This window comes from Methylobacterium sp. 1A, assembly GCF_058072805.1.
In genome coordinates this window covers 77,642-101,676 of sequence record NZ_JBYQVE010000003.1, presented here as the reverse complement: position 1 = coordinate 101,676, position 24,035 = coordinate 77,642, and the positions used below count along the sequence as shown (strand labels likewise).

General features: G+C 71.5%; 22 protein-coding genes. 20 read left to right on the top strand and 2 right to left on the bottom strand.

Annotation, left to right across the window (positions count from 1 at the left end; all coding sequences use genetic code 11):
* Positions 1 to 166 precede the first annotated feature (166 nt).
* The 10 genes from ACX9MN_RS32005 to ACX9MN_RS31960 all read left to right on the top strand — a co-directional run bounded on the left by ACX9MN_RS32005 (position 167) and on the right by ACX9MN_RS31960 (position 10,145).
* Positions 167 to 1,090: a CDP-diacylglycerol diphosphatase gene (locus tag ACX9MN_RS32005; protein WP_489726418.1), complete on the top strand. Its 924-nt coding sequence runs from the start codon at positions 167 to 169 to the stop codon at positions 1,088 to 1,090.
* A 434-nt stretch (positions 1,091 to 1,524) separates the two neighbouring features.
* A complete protein-coding gene (locus ACX9MN_RS32000) occupies positions 1,525 to 2,547 on the top strand; it encodes an ABC transporter substrate-binding protein (RefSeq protein ID WP_020094911.1) in 1,023 nt (340 codons plus the stop codon).
* Positions 2,544 to 3,296 (top strand): succinate dehydrogenase/fumarate reductase iron-sulfur subunit, encoded by a 753-nt coding sequence (locus ACX9MN_RS31995; protein ID WP_020094912.1) that lies wholly within the window; start codon positions 2,544 to 2,546, stop codon positions 3,294 to 3,296. The genes ACX9MN_RS32000 and ACX9MN_RS31995 overlap by 4 nt, the downstream gene beginning before the upstream one ends.
* Complete coding sequence (locus ACX9MN_RS31990) at positions 3,293 to 3,622, top strand: succinate dehydrogenase/fumarate reductase transmembrane subunit (protein WP_020094913.1); 330 nt, start codon at positions 3,293 to 3,295, stop codon at positions 3,620 to 3,622. The genes ACX9MN_RS31995 and ACX9MN_RS31990 overlap by 4 nt, the downstream gene beginning before the upstream one ends.
* Complete coding sequence (locus ACX9MN_RS31985) at positions 3,619 to 3,996, top strand: succinate dehydrogenase, cytochrome b556 subunit (protein ID WP_489726417.1); 378 nt, start codon at positions 3,619 to 3,621, stop codon at positions 3,994 to 3,996. Before ACX9MN_RS31990 ends, ACX9MN_RS31985 begins: the two co-directional genes overlap by 4 nt.
* A 30-nt stretch (positions 3,997 to 4,026) precedes the next feature.
* Positions 4,027 to 4,899, top strand: coding sequence for a fumarate hydratase (locus ACX9MN_RS31980; protein ID WP_489726416.1), 873 nt, complete (start codon positions 4,027 to 4,029; stop codon positions 4,897 to 4,899).
* A 10-nt stretch (positions 4,900 to 4,909) separates the two neighbouring features.
* A complete protein-coding gene (locus tag ACX9MN_RS31975; RefSeq protein WP_056530583.1) occupies positions 4,910 to 5,521 on the top strand; it encodes a fumarate hydratase C-terminal domain-containing protein in 612 nt (203 codons plus the stop codon).
* Entirely contained in the window at positions 5,518 to 7,242 is a 1,725-nt protein-coding gene (locus ACX9MN_RS31970) for an L-aspartate oxidase (RefSeq protein ID WP_489726415.1), read from the top strand. The genes ACX9MN_RS31975 and ACX9MN_RS31970 overlap by 4 nt, the downstream gene beginning before the upstream one ends.
* Positions 7,243 to 7,255: 13 nt before the next feature.
* Positions 7,256 to 8,881, top strand: a complete 1,626-nt coding sequence (locus ACX9MN_RS31965; RefSeq protein WP_489726414.1) for a thiamine pyrophosphate-binding protein — start codon at positions 7,256 to 7,258, stop codon at positions 8,879 to 8,881.
* A 259-nt stretch (positions 8,882 to 9,140) separates the two neighbouring features.
* Positions 9,141 to 10,145: an ABC transporter substrate-binding protein gene (locus tag ACX9MN_RS31960; RefSeq protein ID WP_103985144.1), complete on the top strand. Its 1,005-nt coding sequence runs from the start codon at positions 9,141 to 9,143 to the stop codon at positions 10,143 to 10,145.
* Between the two features lie 17 nt (positions 10,146 to 10,162).
* Here ACX9MN_RS31960 and ACX9MN_RS31955 read toward each other — a convergent pair whose 3' ends face one another.
* A complete protein-coding gene (locus tag ACX9MN_RS31955; protein WP_489726413.1) occupies positions 10,163 to 10,909 on the bottom strand; it encodes a sulfite exporter TauE/SafE family protein in 747 nt (248 codons plus the stop codon).
* Positions 10,910 to 11,247: 338 nt separating this feature from the next.
* Between ACX9MN_RS31955 and ACX9MN_RS31950 the strand changes: the two genes are divergently transcribed.
* The 10 genes from ACX9MN_RS31950 (at position 11,248) to ACX9MN_RS31905 (ending at position 22,958) form a co-directional block, all read left to right on the top strand.
* Positions 11,248 to 11,577, top strand: a complete 330-nt coding sequence (locus ACX9MN_RS31950) for a UxaA family hydrolase (protein ID WP_447683116.1) — start codon at positions 11,248 to 11,250, stop codon at positions 11,575 to 11,577.
* Positions 11,578 to 11,584: 7 nt separating this feature from the next.
* Positions 11,585 to 12,865, top strand: coding sequence for a UxaA family hydrolase (locus ACX9MN_RS31945; RefSeq protein ID WP_489726412.1), 1,281 nt, complete (start codon positions 11,585 to 11,587; stop codon positions 12,863 to 12,865).
* Between the two features lie 136 nt (positions 12,866 to 13,001).
* Positions 13,002 to 14,366, top strand: coding sequence for a cation:dicarboxylate symporter family transporter (locus ACX9MN_RS31940; RefSeq protein WP_331289321.1), 1,365 nt, complete (start codon positions 13,002 to 13,004; stop codon positions 14,364 to 14,366).
* A 12-nt stretch (positions 14,367 to 14,378) separates the two neighbouring features.
* Positions 14,379 to 15,320, top strand: coding sequence for an NAD(P)-dependent oxidoreductase (locus ACX9MN_RS31935; protein ID WP_489726411.1), 942 nt, complete (start codon positions 14,379 to 14,381; stop codon positions 15,318 to 15,320).
* 4 nt (positions 15,321 to 15,324) lie between these two features.
* Positions 15,325 to 16,314, top strand: coding sequence for an Ldh family oxidoreductase (locus ACX9MN_RS31930; protein ID WP_489726410.1), 990 nt, complete (start codon positions 15,325 to 15,327; stop codon positions 16,312 to 16,314).
* A gap of 75 nt (positions 16,315 to 16,389) precedes the next feature.
* Positions 16,390 to 17,214, top strand: a complete 825-nt coding sequence (locus ACX9MN_RS31925) for a GntR family transcriptional regulator (protein ID WP_489726409.1) — start codon at positions 16,390 to 16,392, stop codon at positions 17,212 to 17,214.
* Between the two features lie 89 nt (positions 17,215 to 17,303).
* Positions 17,304 to 18,509, top strand: coding sequence for a SorA family sulfite dehydrogenase catalytic subunit (gene sorA, locus ACX9MN_RS31920; protein ID WP_489726408.1), 1,206 nt, complete (start codon positions 17,304 to 17,306; stop codon positions 18,507 to 18,509).
* 13 nt (positions 18,510 to 18,522) lie between these two features.
* On the top strand, positions 18,523 to 18,855 hold the full coding sequence (gene sorB, locus ACX9MN_RS31915; RefSeq protein WP_091928611.1) for a SorB family sulfite dehydrogenase c-type cytochrome subunit: 333 nt from the start codon (positions 18,523 to 18,525) through the stop codon (positions 18,853 to 18,855).
* 28 nt (positions 18,856 to 18,883) lie between these two features.
* The gene (locus ACX9MN_RS31910; protein ID WP_489726407.1) at positions 18,884 to 20,008 is read left to right on the top strand and encodes a YeiH family protein; all 1,125 of its coding nucleotides are present in this window, start codon (positions 18,884 to 18,886) and stop codon (positions 20,006 to 20,008) included.
* Positions 20,009 to 20,627: 619 nt separating this feature from the next.
* Positions 20,628 to 22,958, top strand: coding sequence for a putative bifunctional diguanylate cyclase/phosphodiesterase (locus ACX9MN_RS31905; protein ID WP_091978490.1), 2,331 nt, complete (start codon positions 20,628 to 20,630; stop codon positions 22,956 to 22,958).
* On the opposite strand, the gene ACX9MN_RS31900 is transcribed toward ACX9MN_RS31905, so the two are convergent.
* Positions 22,947 to 23,960 carry a crotonase/enoyl-CoA hydratase family protein gene (locus tag ACX9MN_RS31900; protein WP_489726406.1) on the bottom strand — a complete coding sequence of 338 codons (1,014 nt, stop codon included), beginning with the start codon at positions 23,958 to 23,960 and terminating at the stop codon, positions 22,947 to 22,949. The genes ACX9MN_RS31905 and ACX9MN_RS31900 overlap by 12 nt on opposite strands.
* Between the last annotated feature and the right edge of the window lie 75 nt (positions 23,961 to 24,035).

The window sequence follows — 24,035 nt, the reverse complement described above, 5'->3', positions numbered from 1 at the left end:
CACCGCGCCCGGTGCCAGCCTCCACGGCGGCGCCCGCGTTCCGCACGATCCGTCCGGCGTTGCATCCGTAGCGGGACAGAGATCGCTCAGGCGGCGGGCGATCTGTAAGACGGTTCCGGCGTCGGCGGCCCCGGCGCTTCGCGGCAACGGGCTACCGGGTCACGTCATGGATTTGCGCAGAGCCGCGGTCGGGCTCACCCGTCAGGTGCGTGACGCCGTCCGCGGCCGGCCGGGCACCGTGTCACCGCGCGGCTCGACGGGGCGCGCGAGGACCGGGCTGTCGCGGCGATCGCTGGGCATCCTGCTCGTCCTCGCGGCGACGGCCGTCTGGCTGGCCGTCGCCCTCGTGCCCAACCTCCTCGGGAAAGGCGGAGCCCTGTGGGCGATCGTGCACGGCGCGTGCGTCCCCCACGCGTTGCGCGGACAGGGCCCCGCACCGTGCAGCCTGGTCGACCTGGAGGGCGGGGTCGAGAAGGGATACGCCATCCTCAAAGACCTTCGCGGGCGGGCGCAGTTCCTCCTGATCCCGACGGCGCGCATCACCGGCATCGAGAGCCCCGTGCTCCTCCAGCCCGGCACGACGAACTACTTCGCCAAGGCGTGGCGCGCCCGAACCTTCGTGGAGGAGCGTCTCGGCCATCCGCTCGACCGGCGCGACGTCAGTCTCGCGGTGAATTCGCGGCTGCGGCGGACTCAGGGGCAGCTGCACATCCACATCGACTGCGTCCGCCGTGATGTCCGCGACACCCTCCGCCGCCTCGCACCCACGATCGGGGATCGCTGGGCACCTCTCGCGGAGCCGCTGGTGGGTCGCCCGTACAGGGCGATGCGCGTGCTCGGCGAGGATCTCGGCACCGCGGACCCGTTCGACCTGCTGGCGCGCGACGACGGGGCGCGCTCGGCCATGGGCGAGCACGCCCTGGCTGTCGTGGGCGCCGAGTTTCCGGGCGCGAAGCCGGGCTTCGTGCTCTTGGACGGTCTGGTGACCAGCCGCTTCGGCAAGGCCTCCAACGGCGAGGTCGTGCAGGACCACACCTGCGCCGTGGCGGCGGAGCCCGCATCGAGCGGGTTTCGGCCACTGGAAGACTGACGCGGGCGGATCCGGCTTCCGCCGCGGGTCGGGTTGCGCGGTGCCGGCCGCGGGCCGCATTCCGGCCGGCCCTCGCGTGAGCAACGTCGCGGCGGCCGGCGGCGGCGCGCCTGCGCGCAAGTCTTATAAATGACCTTAAATCTGTGCCGACGCCCGCAGCGGGGCGGGTAGCCCGAGACAAGGGCCGACTCTGACGCGTGCCATGTCGACGATCATCGCGATGAGAGCGAGGGCGAGAGCCGGTCGCCCTCCGCCCATCCGCCGCTGGTCCCTTCGCGCACGGGGCGCCTCGGTGCAGCCACCGAGGACCCAGTACTCAGGTCATATATATGACACATGAATATTGACAGACCTCCCCGGGGGCGTATCCTCGATCCGACGCCGACGAGGTCGCGGACTTCGCAAGATCGGCGCGCGGACAGGTGAGGAGCGCCATGACGGCACGGAGCATCATCCGGCTCGTCGGGACGGTCGCGGTCCTATGGGGGGCGCTCGGCGCCGCCCGGGCCGAGGTCTCGACCGTGCGGCTCGCCAAGCAGTTCGGGATCTCCTACCTGCCGCTCACCGTGATGGAGGAGGAGGGCCTGCTCGAGAAGCAGGCCAAGCAGCGCGGGCTCGACGTCAAGGCCGAGTGGCTGCGCTTCACCGGCGGCTCGGGGATGAACGAGGCCCTGCTCTCCGGCAACCTCGACCTCGCCTCCGGCGGCGTCGGCCCGTTCCTGACGATCTGGGGCCGGACGCAGGGCAATCTCAAGGTCAAGGGCGTGGCGGCGCTGAACGCGATGCCGCTCTGGCTGGTCACCATCAACCCGGCGGTGAAGGCGATCACGGATTTCGGCCCCCAGGACAAGATCGCCCTGCCGACCGCGAAAACCTCGATCCAGGCCATCACCCTGCAGATGGCCGCCGAGAAGGCCTTCGGGCCGGGCCAGCAGGCCAAGCTCGACCCGCTCACCGTCTCGATGGGGCACCCGGACGCGCAGACCGCCATGATGGGCGGCCGCTCCGAGATCACGGCCCATTTCGGCTCGCCGCCCTTCCAGGAGATGGAGCTGAAGGACCCGCGCGCCCGCAAGGTGCTCGACAGCTACGACGTGATGGGCGGCCCCCACACCTTCAACCTCGTCTGGGCGACCAACCGCTTCGTCACCGAGAACCCCAAGGTCACGGCGGCCTTCCGGGCGGCGCTGGAGGAGAGCCTCGCGCTGATCCGCGACGATCCGGCCCGGGCCGCCGCCCTGTGGATCAAGGCCGAGGGGGCGAAGATCTCGCCCGAGGAGGCCGTGGCCATCATCCGCGCGCCGCAGAACGCCTGGACCACCAAGCCCGAGCGGATGCTCGCCTACCTCGCGTACATGAACCGGGCCGGGCTGGTCTCGGCCAAGGCCGACAGCGAGAGCGAGCTGTTCTTCCCCGATCCGAACGCTGCCGGCGCTCCGAAGGAGGCCAACCGGTGACGGCTCCCGTCGGCCACGCGGCCGTCGACCCGGGCGCAGGCGAGACGCTGCGGGTGCATGTCCGGCGCGGCGAGACCGTCGCGGACTACGCGGTGCCGCGCCGGGCCAACCAGACGGTGCTCGACGTCGTCACCGAGATCCAGCGCGACCAGGACCCGACCCTCGCCTACCGGTTCGCCTGCCGGGTCGGCATGTGCGGCTCCTGCGGCATGACGGTGAACGGGCGCCCGCGCTGGACCTGCCGGACCCGGGTCGCCGCCGTGGCGCCCGACGGAGAGCTTCTGCTGGAGCCCCTGCGCAACCTGCCGGTGGTGAAGGACCTCGCGGTCGACATGGAGCCCTTCTTCGAGAAGTGGCGCCGGGCCCACGGCTTCTTCGAGCCGGGCGAGAACCCGCCCGAGGATTTCGCGGTCGTGGAACCGGAATCCGCCGCGCGCCGGGAGGTCGATGCCGGCATCGAGTGCATCAATTGCGGCGTCTGCTACGCCGCCTGCGATCTGGTGACGTGGAACCCCGACTATCTCGGGCCCGCGGCCCTCAACCGGGCCTGGACGCTGGTCAACGACGTGCGCGACCGCGACCGGGATCGGCTCGCCGCGGTGGCGGGCGATGCCGGCTGCCATTCCTGCCACAGCCACATGAGCTGCACCGAGCATTGCCCGAAGGGCCTGAGCCCGACCTTCTCGATCGCGGGCCTGAAGCGCGAGACCGGCAAGGCGGCGCTGCGCCGGTTCTGGAGGCGCGGATGAGCCCGCTCCTGTACCTCGCCCAGCGCGGCACCGCGGCGATCCTGGCGGTCACGGTCGCGGTCCATCTCGGCACGATCCTCTACGCGGTGCGCGGCGGGCTCACGGCCGGCGAGATCCTGGGCCGGACGCAGGGCAACCTCGCCTTCCTGCTGTTCTACGCGGTCTTCGTTCTGGCGGCCGCGATCCACGCGCCGATCGGCCTGCGCAGCGTCCTGCGCGAGTGGACCGGCTGGCGCGGCCGCTCCCTCGACGTCGCCATGATCGCCCTCTCGGCCCTGCTCGCCGGGCTGGGCCTGCGGGCGGCACTCGCGGTGTACGCGGCATGAGGACCGCCCCGGGCACGGCCGGGCGGGCCGGCATCACCCGCGCGTCCCTGCGCCGGCCCGGCTTCGCCGCCGCGCTGATCCACCGGCTCTCGGGGATCGCCCTGGCGCTGTTCCTGCCGATGCACTTCATCGCGCTCGGCACCGCGCTCCAAGGTGCCGACCGGCTGGAGAGCTTCCTCGGCCTCACCCATAACGGCCTCGTCCGCACGGCCGAATGGGGCCTCGTCTGCGCGCTCGCCGTCCACATGGCGCTGGGGTTGCGCGTGCTCGCCATCGAGTGGCTGCGCTTCCGCGAGCGCGATGCCGGCGTCGTGGCGGGCTGTCTCGCGGCCGCCTTCGCGGTCGGCCTGCTGTTCCTCCTCAGCGGGGCCTGATCCCCCGACCGTCACCAGCGGAGACCCGCCATGGACCTCGACATCCGCGAATTCGAGGAGGTCTGCCGCGACCTCTACGTCCGCGCCCTGAAGATCCTGCCGCCCGACATCAAGGCGGGCTTCGCAGACCTGCAGCGGGCCGAGACCAGCGCCACCGGCCGAGCCATCCTCGACACGATGGTGGAGAACGTCGCGGTCGCGGAGCGCACGAAGAATATCCTCTGCCAGGATACCGGCATCCCGATCTACAACGTCGTGATCGGCGCCGACGTGCGGTTCGACGGCGCTGCACTCAAGGCCGCGATCCGGCGCGGCTGCGAGCGGGCGACCAAGGACTTCTCCCTGCGCTCCTCGGTGGTCCACCCGATCACCCGCACGAACGCGCAGACCTCCTGCGGCATCCGCGTGCCGATCATCCACGTCGACTTCGACGACCGGCCCGAGACCGTGGCGGTGGAGATGATCCCGAAGGGCTCGGGCTCCGAGAACGGCTCGTTCCTGCAGATGCTGCTGCCCTCGGACGGGATCGGCGCGGCCAAGCGCTTCGTCATCGACCGGGTGATCGAGCTCGGCGGCCGGGTCTGCCCGCCGACCATCGTGGGCGTCGGGCTCGGGGGCACCTCCGACCTGTGCATGCACCTCGCCAAGGTGGCGGCGACCCGGCCGCTGCGCTCGGTCTGCTCCGATCCCGAAGGCGCCCGGATCGAGGCCGAGCTGTCGCGGGCCGTGAACGAACTCGGCATCGGCCCGCAGGGGCTCGGGGGCCGGTCCACGAGCTTCGCCGTCCATGTCGAACTCGCCGCGACCCACATCACCCAGAACCCGGTCGCCGTGAACATCCAGTGCCACTCGGCCCGCCGCGCCCGCGCGACGCTCACGCCCGGCGGCATCGCGTTCGATTGAGGAGCAGACCGTGGCCCACCACGTCCTCGACATGCCGGCCACTGAGGCCGAGATCCGGGCGCTCCGGATCGGCGACACCGTCACCCTGCGGCGCTGGCTGTTCGGCATCCGCGACGCGACCCTGATCCACATGTTCGACCGGGACCGCCGCACCCGGCTCGACCTCGACGGCCACGCGGTGATCCACACCGCGCCGAACGTCCACCGCGTCCCGGTCTCCAACGAGGCGCCGGTCGGCTTCGCGCCGTTCTGCATCGGTACCACCACGTCGATGCGCATGGAGCGCTTCACCGACGCGCTGATGGAGCGCGAGGGCGTGCGCCTCATCGTCGGCAAGGGCGGCATGGGGCCGGCGACCCTCGACGCCTTCGCGCGGCGCGGCGGCGCCTACCTGGCGATCGTCGGCGGCGCGGCGGCGCTGGAGACCACCTGGATCGAGACCATCGTGGACGTCGACCTCGACGATCTCCATCCCGAGAGCCTGTGGCAATTCGCGATCCGCGATTTCGGGCCGCTGCTGGTCGGCATGGATTCGCACGGCGGCTCGCTCTTCGCCGACGTGCAGCGCGACGTGGCCGCCCGGCGCGACGCCGTCATCGCCTCCCTCGAGGACGCCCGATGAGCCCCGAACAGGTCGAGACCGACATCCTGATCCTCGGCTCCGGCGGGGCCGGGCTGTTCGCCGCGCTCCACGCCAAGAAGGTCGCACCGGACCTCGACGTCACCGTCGCGGTGAAGGGTCTGCTGGGGAAATGCGGCTGCACCCGCATGGTCCAGGGCGGCTACAACGTGGCGCTGGCGCCGGGCGACTCGGTCGAGCGGCACTTCATGGACACGATCGAGGGTGGCAAGTGGCTGAACGATCAGGCACTGGCCTGGACGCTCGTCACCGAGGCGCAGGTGCGGATCCGCGAGCTGGAGACCGAGCTCGGCTGCTTCTTCGACCGCAACCCGGACGGCAGCGTCCACCAGAAGGCCTTCGCGGGCCAGACCTTCGACCGGACGGTGCACAAGGGCGACCTCACCGGGATCGAGATCATCAACCGCCTGTCCGAGCAGGTCTGGCGCCGGGACGTGCGCCGCCTGGAGGACCACCGCGCCCTGGAGCTGATCCCGGCCCGGGACGGATCGGGGCTGGCCGGCGTGCTGATGCTCGACATGCGCACCGGCGAGCCGAAGCTGGTGCGGGCCAAGGCCGTGCTGCTCGCCACCGGCGGCGGGCCGACCATGTACAAGTACCACACGCCGTCCGGGGACAAGTCCTGCGACGGGCTCGCCATGGCTCTGCGCGCCGGGCTGCCGCTGCGCGACATGGAGATGGTGCAGTTCCACCCGACCGGGCTGCTCGCCGGCGCCGGCACCCGCATGACCGGGACGGTGCTGGAGGAGGGCCTGCGCGGGGCCGGCGGCTGGCTCCTCGATTCCACCGGCCAGCGCTTCATGGAGGCCTACGACCCGCGGGCCGAGCGCGCGACCCGGGACGTGGTCAGCCGCTCGATCATGCGGCGGCTGCGCGACGGCTTCGCCACGCCGAGCGGGGGCGTCCACATCCAGATGAGCCACCTCGGCCCCGAGGACGTGCGCCGCCGGTTCAAGGGCATGGTCGAGCGCTGCGCCGATTGCGGCTTCGACCTCGCGGGCGGGCTCGTCGAGGTCATCCCCACCGCCCACTACATGATGGGCGGCCTCCAGTTCGCGGTCGACTGCACCACCGCGCTGCCGCGCCTTTACGCTGCCGGCGAGGATACCGGCGGCGTCCACGGGGCGAACCGTCTGGGCGGCAACGGCGTCGCGAACTCCACGGTGTTCGGGGGGCTGGCCGGCCAGTCCATGGCGCGGGCCGTGACGCGCGAGGGCCGCCTCGCCGAGCCGGATCCCGCCGCCATCGAGGCGGGCCTCGCCCGCGCCTACGGCCCGCTCGGCCGGCCGGCGGAGTCGCTGCCGGAGATCCGCGAGGCGCTCTACGAGACGATGTGGGCCGATGTCGGCATCCTGCGGGACGCGGCCGGGCTGACCCGGGCGCTCGCCACCCTCGACGGGCTCTCCGACGCGGTCGCCCGGGCCGGCGCGCCGGACGGCGACCGCCGCTACGCGCTCACCTGGATGGACCGGCTGAACCTTGAGAACCTCGTGCTGGTCTCCCAGGCGGTCGCCCGGGCGGCGCTCGCCCGCACCGACAGCCGCGGCGCCCATTTCCGCGAGGATTTCCCGGAGGCCTCGGACCTCGCGACCTCGCACTTCACCGTGGTCCGCCAGCGCGGCGGGGCGCTCGACCTCGCGATGGAGCCGGTGCACTTCACGCATGTGCGGCCCGGCGGCTCGCTCCTCGACGCCGCCGCCTGAGGAGAGCCCGTCCATGCAGACCCTGCGCGGCGCCGACATCGTGGCCCGGACCCTGGAGGCGCTCGGCGTCACCCGGATCTTCACCCTGTCGGGCAACCACATCATGCCGGTCTTCGACGCCCTGCTGGAGACCGGGATCAGCCTCGTCCACACCCGCCAGGAGGCGGCCTGCGTCCACATGGCCGACGCCTGGGGCCGGCTGACCGGCGAGGTCGGCGTCGCCCTGGTGACCGGTGGGCAGGGCCACACCAACGGCGCGGCGGCGCTCACCACGGCGCTCGCGGCCGAGTCGCCGGTCCTGCTGCTCTCCGGCCATGCGGGCCTGTCGGAGCTCGGGCGCGGCGCCTTCCAGGAACTGGCTCAGGCCGACATCGCGCGGCCGATGACCAAGGCCGCCTGGACCGCCGGGTCGGTCGCTTCCCTCGGGCCGGACCTCGCCCGGGCCTTCCGGATCGCCCGGGAGGGGCGGCCCGGCCCGGTCCATCTCAGCCTGCCGGTCGACCTGCTGGACACGGCCGTCCCCGCCGCCTCGGTGCGGATCCCGGACCGGGCCGCGGCCGCCATCCGGGTCGCCGAGCCGGCGCCGGATCTCGTGGCCGACCTCCTCGCCGCCCTCGCGGGGGCGGAACGGCCGCTGATCGCCTGCGGCCCGGCGCTGTGCGACGCCTCCGGCCGGGCTGCCATGGCAACGCTGGAAGAAACTCTCGGCCTGCCGGTCGTCGGCATGGAGAGCCCGCGCGGGATCAACGATCCGGCGCTCGGCGCCTTCGCCGAGGTCCTGGCGCGGACCGACCTCGTCGTGCTCCTCGGCAAGCCGCTCGACTTCACCCTGCGCTTCGGCGCGGCGCCCGCCCTCGCGCCCGACTGCCGCTTCGCCGTCGTCGATCCCGATCCGGCGCTGTTGGCCCGCGCGCCGGCCGACCGCCTCGCCGTCTCGGGCCTCGCCGATCCGCGGCCGGTGCTGGCGGCGCTGACCGCCCGCGCCACCGCCCTCCCCCGCCGGGACGCCTGGCACCGGGAGGCGCGGGCCGCCCTCGCCTACCGGCCGCCGGCCTGGGCGGATTTCCACGGGACGGGTCAGCGCCTGCACCCGGTGGAGCTGTGCCGGGCGGTCGACGCCTTCCTGGAACGCCACCCCGACGGCACGCTGATCTGCGACGGCGGCGAGATCGGGCAATGGCCGCAGGCCCTGGTCCGCGGCGGGCGCCGGCTGATCAACGGCGTCTCGGGCACGATCGGCGCGTCGATCCCCTTCGCGATCGCCGCCGCGCTGGAGCGGCCCGGCGCCCCGGTGGTCGCGGTGCTGGGCGACGGCACCTTCGGCTTCCACATGGCCGAGTTCGACACCGCCGTGCGCTATCGGATCCCGTTCATCGCGGTCGTCGGCAACGACGCGCGCTGGAACGCCGAGCACCAGATCCAGCTGCGCAGCTACGGCCCCGAGCGGACGCGCCACTGCGACCTGCTCCCGACCCGCTACGACACGGTCGTCCAGGCCCTCGGCGGCTTCGGGGCGCTGGTGACCGAGGCGGCCGAACTTCCGGCGGCGCTGGAGGCGGCCCAGGCCAGCGGCCTGCCGGCCTGCATCAACGTGATGATCGCGAGCGTGGCGGCGCCGGTGATCCGCCGCCCCGGCTGAGGGGGCGAGCACGATACATGACGGCGACGCCGTCTTGCCGAATGAGGCGCGGGTCCCCTCTCCCGGGCGGGAGAGGGACAGGGTGAGGGATGAGACCTATCCGGACGAGGCGCACCGCGTAGGCGGTTCGAGGGCGGGCTTAATCCTGAACCTTCTCATCCCTCACCCCAACCCTCTCCCGCTCGGGAGAGGGGGCAGGTCGCGCCCGCCACGTGCGCCGGCGCGACGGTCGTGGACCTTGGGCTCAAGGAGGGGAATCATGCGCAGACGCGACGTTCTGGCCGGGGCAGCGGCGTTCCTGGCGAGTCCCGTCCCGGGGCGGGCCGACGAGGTCGGCGCGGTGGCGATCGCCCGCCAGCCGAGCCTCGGCCACCTGCCGCTGATGCTGATGGAGGAGCAGGGCCTGCTCCAGAAGGCCGCGGCCGCCCGCGGCGTGGCGGGGCTCCAGGCGCGCTACCTCACCCTCGCGGGCGGGGCGGCGATGAACGACGCCCTGCTCTCCGGGACGATCCAGTTCGCGGCCGGCGGCGTGCCGCCCCTCGTGCTGCTCTGGTCGAAGACCGAGGGCACCGCCATGGCGGTGAAGGGCGTGGCGGCGATGAACAGCATGCCGCTCCTGATGAACACCAGCAATCCGAAGGTGCACCGGCTCGCCGACTTCACCGACCGGGACAAGATCGCGCTCCCCGCCGTGAAGGTCTCGGTCCAGGCGATGTTCCTGCAGATGGCCGCCGAGAAGGAGCTCGGCGCAGGCCGCCGCAACGACCTCGACCGGCTCACCGTCACCCTCTCCCATCCCGACGGCATGGCGGCGCTCCTCGGGGGCAGCGAGGTGACGGCCCATTTCACCGCCGCGCCGATCCAGGAGCTGGAGCTGCGCCGGCCCGGCATCCGCACGGTGCTGAACAGCTTCGACGTGCTGGGCGAACCCTCGACCTTCAACGTCGTCTGGGCGTCCTCGGCCTTCGCGGGCGCCAATCCCCGTGTCGTCGCGGCTTTCAACGCCGCCCTGGACGACGCGCTCGCCGCGATCACGGCCGATCCGTCGGAGGCGGCGCGCGCCTACGTGCGGCTCGCCCGCAACGGGAGCGATGTCGGGCTGATCACCGAGATCCTGAAGGACCCGCAGGTCTCCTTCACGGCGACGCCCCGGGCGGTCGGAAAGGTCGCCGACTTCATGGCCCGCACCGGCACGATCCGTCGCCGGCCGGAGAGCTGGAAGGACCTGTTCTTCGCGGGCGTCCACGACAAGGCGGGCAGCTGACGCCCCACCGGCCGCGCTCAGTTCTGCAGCAGGCCGGGCAGCGCCAGGGCCGTCGTGGTCAGGCCGATCGCGGCGAGCAGCGCGAGGACGAGCGTGCGGAAGCGGCGCTGGTCGATCCGGGCGAACAGCGAGAGCCCGGCGAGCACGCTCACCAGCACCACCGGCAGCGCCAGGGCGAGGTCGCCGAGGAGCTCGGGCGGCAGCGGATCGAGATAGAGGAGGATCGTCAGGGCCCAGACCTGCATCACCAGGGTGAAGGACTGGTAGACCGCCCGCTGGGTGCGCGGATCCCAGCCGCGCACGAGGCTCCAGGCCGTCGGCAGGGCTCCGGACAGGCCCGCGATGCCGCCCAGCACGCCGCCGAGGAAGCCGATCGCGCCGTCGCTCCAGCGATTGCCGAAGCCGACCCGGTAATCGGCGCGCAGCAGGGCGACGCCGCCGCTGTAGAGGACCAGGAAGGCGCCGATCGCGACCTTGATGAAGCGCGGATCGAGATCGTGCAGCAGGTGGATGCCGATCGGCGCGCCGACGAGGCCCGGCAGGATCATCGCGAAGGCGGTGCCCCGCGGCGGCCAGGTCCGCAGGCGCAGGATCGAGATCACCTGCGAGAGGATGCTGCAGACGAGCACCAGGGCGGTCGCCTCCACGGGCGTGCGGATCGACAGCAGCGTGCCGGAGGCGATCAGCGCGAAGGCGAAGCCCGTCAGGCCCGAGATCACGCCGGCGCAGCCGACGCAGAGGACGAGGAGGAGCGTCTCGTTCACCGGGGGCGCCCGGCCCGGCCGATGCCATCCGCGCGCACACCCGCCATTCTCGTCCTCCCGGCCCGCGTCCCGCCGGGGCGGGCTCTCTTTCCATGTATCTTATATAAGACTTGCCCCATGGGGCAAGACGCATGCCTCTGCGGCGCGACAGGGCTACCCATCCGGATCCGGCCTGCGACCTCCCACCGTCACAGAGGAGGATGGGGGCGCTCGGTGCCGTCCCCGAACCAGTGAAATCACCCGCACCCCTCGATCACCCGTTGACGCCGGACATCTCATTGGTCTTATATAAGACCAGTCGCCGCCGAGAAGCCGACGACGCAGATCAGGAGGACCGCATGAGCAGCCACGCCGCGTCCGGCGAAGGGCATCGCGAAGGGCGCCGCAAGCCGCATCTTCTCGCCCATTCCCCCCAGGACAACGTCGCCGTCGCGGTGATCGAGGGCCTGAGCGCGAGCACCGACGCCTTCGGGGTGGTCACCGAGAACGACAGCACCTTCGAGGTCCATGTCCGCCACGACATCCCGATCGGCCACAAGGTCGCGCTCACCGACCTGAAGGCCGGCGACACGGCGATCAAGTACGGCCAGGACATCGGCAAGGTCATCAAGGACGTCGCTAAGGGCGAGCACGTCCACGTCCATAACGTCAAGACGAAGCGCTGGTGAGGTGACGATGTTCAAGGAAGCCGCTCAGCTCGAACACGAGATCGCCACCCCCTTCGTGGGCGGTGCGCCCGATCAGTTCGCCACCAAGGCGCTCGCGACCAAGCGCGCCTCGGAGAACTACACCTCCGCCACCTTCATGGGCTGGCGCCGGGAGAACGGCCGGGTCGGCGTGCGCAACCACGTCGTGCTCCTGCCGCTGGACGACCTGTCCAACGCCGCCTGCGAGGCGGTCGCCAACAACGTGAAGGGCACGATGGCGCTGCCCCACGCCTACGGCCGGCTCCAGTTCGGCGAGGATCTGGACCTCCACTTCCGCACCCTGATCGGCATCGGCTCGAACCCGAACGTCGCCGCCGTCGTGGTGATCGGCATCGAGGACCAGTGGACCAACCGCGTGGTCGAGGGCATCGCCAAGACCGGCAAGCCGGTCGTCGGCTTCGGCATCGAGGGCCACGGCGACATCGCGATCGTCGCCAAGGCGAGCTACCAGGCCAAGCGCTTCGTGCAGTGGGCCACCGAGCTCCAGCGCGAGGAATGCCCGATCGCCGACCTCTGGGTCTCGACCAAGTGCGGCGAGTCCGACACCACCACCGGCCTCGCCTCCTGCCCCACCGTCGGCAACATGTACGACAAGCTGATCCCGCACGGGATCTACGGGGTGTTCGGCGAGACCTCGGAGATCACCGGCGCGGAGCACCTCTGTCGCGAGCGGGCGATCAGCCCGGAAGTCTCCGACAAGTGGTACACGATGTGGAAGGCCTACCAGGACGACGTGATCGAGGCCCACAAGACCGACGATCTCTCGGACTCGCAGCCGACCAAGGGCAACATCGCGGGCGGCCTCACCACGATCGAGGAGAAGGCGCTCGGCAACCTCGAGAAGATCGGCCACGAATGCCGGTTCATCGACGCGCTGCAGCCCGCGGAGGCGCCCGCCAAGGGGCCCGGCCTGTACTTCATGGACACGTCCTCGGCGGCGGCCGAGTGCGTCACCCTGATGGCGGCGGCCGGCTACGTGGTGCACACCTTCCCGACCGGCCAGGGCAACGTCATCGGCAACCCGATCGTCCCGGTGATCAAGATCACCGGCAATCCCCGGACCGTGCGGACCATGGGCGAGCATATCGACGTCGACGTCTCGGGTGTGCTCACCCGTGAGATGACGATCCCGCAGGCCGGCGACGCGCTCATCGACATGGTGGTGCGCACCGCCAACGGCCGGCTCACGGCGGCCGAGTCCCTCGGCCACCGGGAATTCGTGATGACGAAGCTCTACCGCAGCGCCTGACGCACAAGTCCCGCGCCCGCGGACCGCGATCCGGTCCGCGGGCGCGGCCCCGACGCCACGGGGTCAGGACCACGCCGGAGCGCGCGACCGCGGGGGAAACCGCGGCGGCCTCCGTCCCGTCATTCTGGAGGAACGCATGAGGCTGCTTCGGTCGATCTACGGCCAGGTCCTGCTCGGCATCGCGCTGGGCATCGCGGTCGGGGTGGTGGCCCCCGATTTCGCCGTGGGCTGCAAGATCCTCGGCGACATGTTCATCAACCTGATCAAGATGATCGTCGCCCCCGTCATCTTCTGCACGGTCGTGGTCGGCATCGCGCATGTCGGCGACATGAAGAGCGTCGGCCGGATGGGCCTGAAGACCATCCTGTACTTCGAGGTCGCCACGACCGTGGCGCTCGCCGCGGGCCTCCTGTTCGTCAACCTGCTGCGACCGGGCGACGGCGTGAACGCCACGGTCGACAGCCTCGACGCCAAGCTCGTGGCCGGCATCGCCGGCAAGGCCCACGCGCAGTCGCCGATGGAGATCGTCGCCAACATCATCCCGCACAGCGCGGTCGACGCCTTCGCAAAGGGCGACCTGATCCAGGTGATGTTCTTCTCGGTGCTGGTCGGCATGGGTCTGGCGATGCTCGGCCGGCGCGGCGAGTTCCCGCTCAAGGTGGTCCACGCCTTCGGCGACGTGCTGATGAAGGTCGTCGGCCTGATCATGCACTTCGCGCCGATCGGCGCCTTCGGGGCGATGGCCTTCACCATCGGCAAGTTCGGGCTCGGCATCCTCGCCCAGTACGGGATGCTGATCGTCTCCCTCTACCTGACCTTCATCGTGTTCATCGCGGTCTTCCTCGGCGGCGTGATGCGCTTCTACGTCGGCCTGAGCCTGTGGAAGCTGTTCCGCTACAGCCGCGAGGAGCTGTTCATCCTGCTCGGCACCACGAGCTCGGAATCGGTGCTGCCGCGGATCATGGCCAAGCTCAACGGCCTCGGGGTCGACAAGAGCGTCACCGGACTCGTGATGCCCGCCGGCCTGTCCTTCAACATGGACGGCTCGTGCATCTACCTGACCATGGCGATCGGCTTCATCGCCCAGGCCCTCAACGTGCCGCTGACCTGGGAGCAGGAGCTCGGCATCCTCGCCATCGCGCTGGTGACCTCGAAGGGCGTGGCGGGCGTGGCCGGCGCCATCCTGTTCGTGCTCGCCGCGACGCTCCAGGCCTCGCAGCTCCTGCCGGTGGCGGGCATCGCCCTGATCATCGGGGTGGACCGCATCCTGAACGAGCTGCGCTGCGTGACCAACGCGGTCGGCAACATGGTGGCGACCCTCGTGATCGCCCGCTGGGAGGGCAAGATCGACCTCGCCCACGCCCGGGCGGTGCTCGACGGCCGCATCACCCCGAACCTCGACCTCCTCGACGACGAGGACGAGGCGGCGGACGCGATCCCCGCCCGCGAGCCGGCGGCGGCCTTGCGCCGCCCCCTCCCCGCTGCCGTGCCGGCGACCTGAGAAGGATCCTCCATGCCCAAGGTCATCATCAGCGAGTTCATGGACGAGGCCGCGATCGCGGCCGAGCTCGCCGGCCTCGACGTGGTGTACGATCCGGGTCTCGTCGACCGGCCCGGGGACCTCGCCGCCGCCGTGGCCCAAGCCGACGCCCTGATCGTGCGCAACCGGACCCAGGTCCGCGGCCCCCTGCTCGACGCCGCCCGCGACCTCAAGGTCGTCGGACGCCTCGGCGTCGGCCTCGACAACATCGACGTCCCGGCCTGCCGGGCGCGCGGCATCGCGGTCTACCCGGCCACCGGCGCCAACGACGGCGCGGTCGCCGAGTACGTGGTCGCCACCGCGCTGCTGCTCCTGCGCGGCGCCTACGGGTCCACGGCCCGCGTGGCGGCCGGGACGTGGCCGCGCAACGCCCTGATGGGCCGCGAGATCGCCGGCAAGCGCCTCGGCCTCGTCGGCTTCGGGTCGATCGCCCGCGAGACTGCCCGGAGGGCGGCGGCCCTCGGCATGGCGATCGCCGCCCACGACCCCTTCGTGGCCGCGGGAGACCCGGCCTGGAACCCGGCCACCGGCCCCGTGCAGAGCCAGGCGCTCGACGCGCTGATCGCGCAGAGCGACGTGCTCTCGCTGCACGTGCCGCTCACCGATCAGACCCGCGGGTTGATCGACGCGGCGGCGCTGGCCCGGATGCCTGCGGGCGCGATCCTGATAAACGCGGCCCGCGGCGGGGTGGTGGACGAGGCCGCCGTGGCGCAAGCCCTGCGCTCCGGCCATCTCGGCGGCGCGGCGCTGGACGTGTTCGACCGCGAACCCCTCGACGCGGCGGCGGGCACCGTCTTCGCCGACGTGCCGAACCTGATCCTCACGCCGCACATCGCCGGGGTGACGCAGGAATCGAACGTGCGCGTCTCCGCCGTCACGGCCGCGGCCGTCCGCCGCCACCTCACGGAGCGCTGAGCCGATGCCGAACCTGACCCTGTCGGAGGCCGAGGCCCTCGCCGCCGACGCCCTCGTCCGCTGCGGCACGGCCGAGGCCGCGGCCCGGAGCGTCGCCCGCGCCCTGGTCGGCGCCGAGGCGGACGGGCTCAAGGGCCACGGCCTGTCGCGGGTCGCGCCCTACGCCGCGCAGGTCCGGGCCGGGAAGGTCGCGGGCGACGCGGTCCCGCTTGCGTCGCGCCCGCGGCCGGGCCTGCTCGCGATCGACGCCGCCCACGGCTTCGCCTACCCGGCGATCGACCTCGCCCTGGAGGCGCTGCCGGGCGTCGCGCGCCAGCAGGGCGTGGCGGCGGCCGGCATCCGCCGCTCGCACCATTGCGGCGCGGCCGGACGCCCGGTGGAGGCCCTGGCCGAGCAGGGCTGCGTCGCCCTGCTCTTCGCCAACACGCCCGCCGCGATGGCCCCCTGGGGCGGGCGGCAGGCGGTGTTCGGCACCAACCCGCTGGCCTTCGCCTGCCCGCTGCCGGGCCGCGCGCCGATCGTCGTCGACCTCGCCCTGTCGAAGGTGGCCCGCGCCAACATCGTCGGGGCGGCCAAGCGCGGCGAGCCGATCCCCGAGGGCTGGGCCCTCGACGCGGAGGGACGACCGACGACCGACGCCACGGCCGCCCTCGACGGCACCATGGTGCCGCTGGGCGACGCCAAGGGGACGGCGCTCGCCCTGATGGTCGAGCTGCTCGCCGCCGGCCTCGTCGGCGCGCGCTTCGCCGGCGAAGCCTCCTCGTTCCTCGACGCCGCGGGCGACCCGCCGGGGACCGGCCAGCTGATCCTCGCCCTCGACGCTTCGGCGCTCAGCCCGGACGCGCCGGAGCGCTTCGCGGCGCTGGCCGGCGCGATCGAGGCGCAGGACGGCGCCCGGCTCCCGGGCAGCCGCCGGCTCGGGCTCCGCCGCCGGGCCGCCGAGGGGGGGCTCGACGTGGCCGAAGCCCTCGTGGCCGAGATCCGGGCGCTGTGAGGCGTAACGCCTGTGCGAAGGGAGAACCCGTGATTGCTCCCGTCGGCAGAGCCACGTAAGCCAGAGGAGGGAGAGGTGCTGGACACAACCTTCGACGCTCTACCCACGGATGGGGCTCTGCGTCGTCACGCGATGGAACGGTCAGGCGAAGGGCAGGCAGGTTCGGGACGCGCAGACTCGGGACGCGCCGGCGCGGTCGGCTTCCGCCCGCTCTACCGGCAGGTCTACGACACGCTGCTGAAGCGCCTGGCCGACGCGGTCTGGCAGCCCGGCCAGATCCTTCCGAGCGAGGGGCAGCTCGCCGCCGAGCTGGGCGTCAGCCAGGGGACGGTGCGCAAGGCGCTCGACGCGCTCACCGCCGACAGCCTGCTGGTGCGCCGCCAGGGCCGCGGGACGTTCGTGGCCGACCACGACGACAAGCAGAGCGTCTTCCGCTTCCTGAAGCTGCGGCCGGACGGCGACGGCACCGGCATGCCCACGAGCCGGGTCACGGGGATCGCGGAGGCGGCCGCCAGCGCCGACGAGCGCGGGCGGCTCGACCTCGTGCGGTCCGCCCGCGTGGTCCGGATCGAGCGCGTGCGCGCCGTCGACGCCAAGCTGTGCGTGGTCGAGACGATCAGCGTGCCCGCCGGCCTGTTCCCGGGCATCGCCCAGATCGAGCTGCCGAACACCCTCTACAGCCTCTACGCCACCCGCTACGGCATCACGATCGCCACCGCCAACGAGCGCCTGAAGGCCGTGGCGATCGGGCCCCGCGAGGCCGAGCTGCTCCAGGTGCCCGCCGGAACCCCCGCCCTCGAGATCGACCGCGTCGCCATCGACCTCGAGGAGCGGCCGGTCGAGTGGCGCCTCTCGACCTGCCTGACGCAGGACATCCACTACCTCTCGGTCCTTCGCTGACCGGGATCCCCCGACGCGCCGCCTCGCAGTCGAAGGCGAGGCGCGCCGAACCGGACCTCCGCTGCCACAGCCTGAACGGGGAGCGCGCGATGACCGATCGCGGAAGACGGGACTTCATGCGGCTGAGCGCCCTCGGCGCCCTCGCCGCGCTCGGGGGCGTGCCGCGCGCACGGGCGGCCGACGGGGGGACGCTGCCCTTCGGCAACGGCGAGCGGCCGCTCGTGGCCTATCCGGGCAAGCGGCCGCTCCTGCAGATGACCGCGCGCCCGCCGCAGCTGGAGACGCCGTTCGCGGTCTTCGACGGGGGCGCGATCACGCCGAACGACGCGTTCTTCGTCCGCTACCACCTCGCCGACATCCCGACCGAGATCGACCCGCAGGCCTTCCGCGTCGCCGTGACCGGGCAGGTCGAGCGCCCGCTTTCCCTGTCGCTCGCCGACCTCAAGGCGATGCCCCAGACCGAGATCGTCGCGGTCAACCAGTGCTCGGGCAATTCCCGCGGCTTCTTCGAGCCGCGCATCGCCGGCGGCCAGCTCGCCAACGGCGCCATGGGCTGCGCCCGCTGGACCGGCGTGCCGCTCAAGACGGTGCTCGACCGGGCCGGCGTGAAGGCCGGCGCCGTGCAGGTCGCCTTCAACGGCCTCGACGGGCCGGTCCTGCCCGAGACGCCGGACTTCGCCAAGGCGCTGACCCTCGACCACGCCCGGGACGGCGCGGTGCTGCTCGCCTGGGGCATGAACCGGCAGGACCTGCCCTGGCTCAACGGCTTCCCGCTCCGCCTCGTGGTGCCGGGCTACTACGGCACCTACTGGGTCAAGCACCTCGACAGCATCGCCGTCCTCGATCACCCCTTCGAGGGCTTCTGGATGAAGACGGCCTACCGCATCCCCGACAATGCCTGCGCCTGCACCGAGCCCGGCAAGGCGCCGGACAGGACCGTCCCGATCGGCCGCCTCAACGTCCGCTCCTTCCTGACGAACCTGACCGACGGCGCGCCGGTGAAGGCGGGTCCGGTCGCCCTGCGGGGCATCGCGTTCGACGGCGGCTCGGGCATCCGGGACGTCGCGGTCTCGGCCGACGACGGCCGGACCTGGAGCGCGGCCCGGCTTGGCCAGGATCTCGGCCCCTACGCCTTCCGCACCTGGACCGCGGAGGTCGATCTCGCGCCGGGCGCCCACGCCCTGCGCGTGCGGGCCACGGGCAACGACGGCGCGACCCAGCCGATGGAGCCGCGCTGGAACCCCGCCGGCTACATGCGCAACGTCGTCGAGACGACCCGCGTGCGCGCGGCCTAGAGGGAGGATCGGCATGTTCAGCACCCGCCCGCTCCGCGCGTCGGTCGTCGCGATCGCCGCCGCGCTGGCCGCGACACCCGCGCTGGCCGCGCCCGAGACCTACGCGCTGCCGGAGCCGACGGCGCAGTTCCGGCCGGCCCCGGATGCCGCGCACGCGGCCGGCTTCCAGGCCGCGCAGGAGAACTGCCTGACCTGCCACTCGGCCGACTACGTCGCCATGCAGCCGCCCCGGAAGGGGCAGGCGTTCTGGGACGCCGAGGTCGCCAAGATGATCAAGGTCTACCGGGCACCGATCACGGAGGACCAGGCCCGGGCCATCGCCGGCTATCTCGGCGCGGCCTACTGAGCGCCGAGACCGGGCAGGAGGTCGCGCGATGACCCTCAGAACCGCCGTGCCGGACCGGTCCGGGGCCGCGCCGACCGGGTCGCGGGGGGCCTCCGCCTGGGCCGGGGCGGCCGGCACCCTGCTCCCGGGCCTGCTCCTGTGCCTGGGCATCACCGCGGTGGCGCAGGCTCTGCAGGCCGGCGAGGAGCACCTGACCGGCCATCCCTACGTCGAGGCCCTGGTGCTGGCCATCCTGCTGGGGACGGCCGTGCGGACCGCCTGGGTGCCGGGCGCGCGCTTCAAGGCCGGGATCGCCTTCTCGGCCAAGCAGGTGCTGGAAGTGGCCGTCACGCTGCTCGGCGCCGCGGTCAGCCTCGGGGCGATCGTCGCCTCGGGCCCGGCGCTGCTGGCCGGCATCGTCGGGGCGGTGGCGCTGACCATCCTGGCGAGCTGCGCCCTCTGCCGCGCCCTGGGCCTGCCGGTGCGCATGGCGCTGCTGATCGCCTGCGGCAACGCCATCTGCGGCAACTCGGCGATCGCCGCGGTGGCGCCGGTGATCGGGGCGGACAGCCGGGACGTGGCGGCGGCCATCGCCTTCACGGCGGTGCTGGGCGTGCTGATGGTGCTGGGCCTGCCGCTGTTCGTGCCGCTCGTCGGCTTCAGCGAGCACCAGTACGGCGTGCTGGCGGGCCTGACCGTCTACGCGGTGCCGCAGGTGCTGGCCGCGACCGTCCCGGTGGGCCCGCTGGCCACGCAAGTGGGCACGCTGGTCAAGCTGGTCCGGGTGCTGATGCTCGGGCCGGTGGTGCTGGCCCTCTCGCTCCTCGCCCCGCGCCTGCCGGCGGCGGGCGCGAGCGCCAAGCCTGCTGGGGGAAGCGCCCCCGGGAGCGCCCGGCGCCGGCCCGGCTTCTTCAAGCTGGTCCCGTGGTTCATCCTCGGCTTCCTGGCCCTGGCGAGCCTGCGCTCGCTCGGGCTGATCCCGGACGCCTGGGTCGCGCCGATCTCCCGCCTCGCCGGCTTCCTCACCATCGTGTCGATGGCCGCGCTCGGCCTTGGGGTGGACGTGCGCGTGCTGGCCCAGGTCGGCGGCCGGGTCACGATGGCGGTCACCGCCTCGCTCGGCGTGCTGCTGGCCATCGCCGTCCTGCTCATCCGCGGCCTCGGGTTCGGCTGAGCCGGTCGCCGGCGGCGCGCCGCACCCGCCGGCGTCCACGCGCGGGTGGCCCGGGCTCCGCGAGCGCGATCGCACCGGGGAAGCGGCTCACACGCAACGGTGGCGGTCGCGCACGGCGGACAGCGATGTCGCCCGCCCGGGAGCGTGAAAGTCCCCGACGAGACGACGTCATCCGGGCACCGATGCGGACGTCGAGCGCGCAACGGGATCGGCGGTGCCACGATGCCGCCGGGGCAGGATCGCGCGATCGCCGCGACGTCTGACGAACAGGCAGACGTCTTCGCGCCGAACGCGGTCGAGCAAGACGACAGCTCCGGATATGGGGTGTCCGCGGCGCAACGCCCGACGGGATTTGAGTGAACCCTCCGCGCCCGTCCCGTCCATACCTGCGCCGGACTGCCCGGCGCGGCACCGATATTCGGCCTCGTGAACGACGGAGATCACCGAATATTTGCGCACAGGAGACAAATATTCGAAGCAGAGTTTTGCCCCGCGCGCGCCGTTAACCACGGTTTTCAATATTTCTGAAATTCGAAGCCGCTAATATGCGGATATAACCTGGGATTGAACTGCTACAATGATGACCCCCTCGACGAGAGCGAAGTAGCGAGACGCCGCGTTGGGACTGTATTCCAAGCTGCGGGCCGCACTCGCTGAAGATGCCCTCCTCGCGCGCGGCGTGAAGCGCTCGCTCGTCGACGGGCTGTATCAGCCCTTCGCGTCGCTCGCGGTCGGCGCCGCGTCCGGGACGATCGTCGCCACGGCCGCGGCGTTCTGGTCCGACGATCGCGCGATCACGGTGACCGCGTTCGCGGTCGGCCTGATCGGCCTCACCCGCATCGTGCTCGCTCGGATCTACCTGACGAAGGGGCCGCAGAAGCACGATCGTTACGAGCTCTGGGAGACCTACTTCTCCCTCGGCGCGTTCGCCTACGCCGCGTCGCTCGGCATCCTGTCGTTCCTCATCACGACGCGGTCGTCCAACCTCGCGCTCCAGGTCATCACCCCCACGTTCACGATCGGTTACGCCGCGGGCATCTCGGGCCGCAATGCGGGCCGCCCCCTGCTGGCCATCGCGCAGGTGCTCCTGTCGGCGATGCCGCTGTCCGCGGGCCTGCTCGTGTCGGGCGACGGCGAGCGGGCCTCGCTCGGCATCCTCTCGCTCCTGTTCGCCTACGGCATGATCGACATCACGCTCAGCACGCGCGAGATCATCGTGTCGGCCCTGGTGACGACGCGCGAGAAGGAGGCGCTCGCCGAGAAATTCCAGGCCCAGGCCAATCTCTTCGACATCGCGTTGCGCAACATGTCGCACGGACTGTGCATGTTCGACGCGCGCGGCCGGCTCCAGGTCTGGAACGACCAGTTCCTCTCGATATCGGGCATTCCCTCGAACCGCATCCACACCAATTCGACGGCCAAATCGCTGTACGCATTGAGCCGCGCCATCATCGATGAGCGGACCGCGGGGCGCGGCGCGACGCTCTCGACATTCTCGGCGGCGTCGAACGCGTTGAGGTCGGGAAACCTGGTCCTGATCCTCCCCGACGATCGCGTGGTCTCCCTGATGCAGCGGCGGACCGCCGAGAAGGGCTACGTGATCATCTTCGAGGACATCACCGAGCGGCGTCGGAGCGAAGCCCGCATCCAGCAGATGGCGCGTTACGACGATCTGACGGGCCTGCTCAATCGCAGCAGCTTCAAGGCCAAGGTCTCCCAGGCGCTGAAAGCCAGCGCCAGCAGCAAGGGCGATTTCGCGGTCCATCTGCTCGATCTCGACCACTTCAAGGTCATCAACGACACGCTGGGGCATCCGGCCGGAGACAGGTTGTTGCAGATGGTGGCGGACCGGCTGCGCGGGATCGGGGCGCTGTCCGGATCGGTCGCCCGCCTCGGCGGCGACGAGTTCGTCATCGTCCAGCAATCCGTCACGTCGCCGGCCGTCGCGGAGGATCTCGCGCAGCGCGTCCTGCACGAGCTGGAGCGACCTTTCGATATCGACGGCACCCACGTCACGGTCGGCGCCTCGATCGGCATCGCGATCGCCCCATTCCATGCCAACGACGAGGACAGGCTGCTGAAATGCGCCGATATCGCCCTCTACGCCATCAAGGGGGCCGGCAGGAGCGGGTTCAAGATCTTCCAGCACGAGATGGAAGCGGCCACGCGCGCGCGGCACGCCCTCGAGTCCGATCTCCGGGCCGCCCTGACCAACGGCGAACTGGAGCTGCACTATCAGCCGATCGTCGACGCGAGCACCGGGGCGATCGTGAGCTGCGAGGCCCTGCTTCGGTGGCAGCACCCCGTCTCCGGCTACATCCCGCCGTCGGACTTCATCCCGGTGGCCGAGGACACGGGGCTCATCGTCCAGCTGGGCGACTGGGTTCTGAACGAAGCGTGCCGCGAGGCCCGGAACTGGCCGTCGACCGTGAGCGTCGCGGTCAACATGTCGCCGCGTCAGTTCGGTGATCCGCAGCTGGCCTTCCACGTCATCGGCGCGCTGAACCGCTCCGGCCTCCCGGCGCATCGCCTGGAGCTCGAGATCACGGAGAGCGTGACGCTGGGCGCGACGCACAAGATCGTCGAGACCATCCACACGCTCCGCCAGCTCGGGATCCGCCTGTCGATCGACGATTTCGGAACCGGTTACTCGTCCCTGAGCTCCCTGAGAAACTTCGCCTTCGACAAGCTGAAGATCGACCGGTCGTTCGTGTGGGACCTGGACAGGAAGGCCGAGTCGACCGCGATCATCCGGGCGATCGTCGGGATGGGAAGGAGCATCGGGATGGCCATCGTCGTCGAGGGCGTCGAGACGGAGACGCAGCTCTCCATCCTCCGGGCCGAGGGCTGCGATCTGATCCAGGGCTACGTGTTCAGTCGTCCGGTCGCCGCACCCCAGATCCGGGCCATGCTCGCGGCCGCGGAGCCCGTGACGAAGCTAGCGAGTTGACCCCGCCGGCCCCCGCGCGGTCACCGTGCGGGCCTGAGCGGCCTGGGCTTTTCCCCTGAGCCTGTCCTGCGCCAGGACGAGCCGCTCCATGATGCTCAGATCCCTGTCCGTGAGATTCATCGCGGCGGCCGCCCAGACCGAGACGATCTTTCTCAGTTCCTCCAACGATATGCGGTTGACCTCCCGGGCGGCTCGATAGATCGCCTGCTGCCCGTTGCGGCGCCGGTGGTTGCCGGCGATGTACGCGCGCACGGCCGCCTCGCCCTGGCCCCGCTCGGCGAGGACGTGAACGATTCCCAGTTCGTGCATCTCCTCCGCGGTGTAGGTTCTCCCATCGAGGATCATCTCCTGAGCCCTGATGGTCCCCAGACGCCGGGCGAGGAAGCTGTAGGCCCCCATACCGGGGAAGAGCCCGAAGAGGATCTCCGGGAAGCCGAACTTGGTGCCCTTCTCGGCGATGATCACGTCGAACGAGAGCAGGCCCTCGAACCCCCCGCCCAGCGCGTCGCCCTGAACGAGGCCGATCGTGATGATCGGCAGGTTCAGCGCGTTCATGTTGCGATGAAGAACATCGACGCACGCGTTGCCGTAACCGACCAGCGCGGCCTCGTCGCCCGCGCGGATCTTGCTCGCGAACAGGCTCAGATCACCGCCGAGACTGAACACGCCGGGAAATCGTGAACCGAAGACAAAGTAGTTCAGGTCGAGGCTGCCGTTGCCGAAACCGCGCTCGATGCCATCCTGCAGCCGGCTGAAGTCGGCCAGCATCTCGGGATTCTGGCACGGGCGGCCCTGCGGGCGCATGAAGGCCCACAGGGTGCTGGTGTCGGTTTCGAGATTGACTTCGATCTGAGCGAGTTCGGAAAGGCCGTGGTCGGGAGACGAGACGGTCGGCGCGATCCGCTTCTCGCTCGGCCGCCGCGCGGCCGTCGGACGCCGTCGCAGCGGCACAGGACCAGGGTATGGCACCAAGTCTTTGGCGAGACCTGTAATAGACGCCATCGTATTCGGATCCGTTAAGTGATCCTTAACCGTATCTCAGCCGGCGTTGCGGAGCTAGGCAGCCGGAGCGGCCCT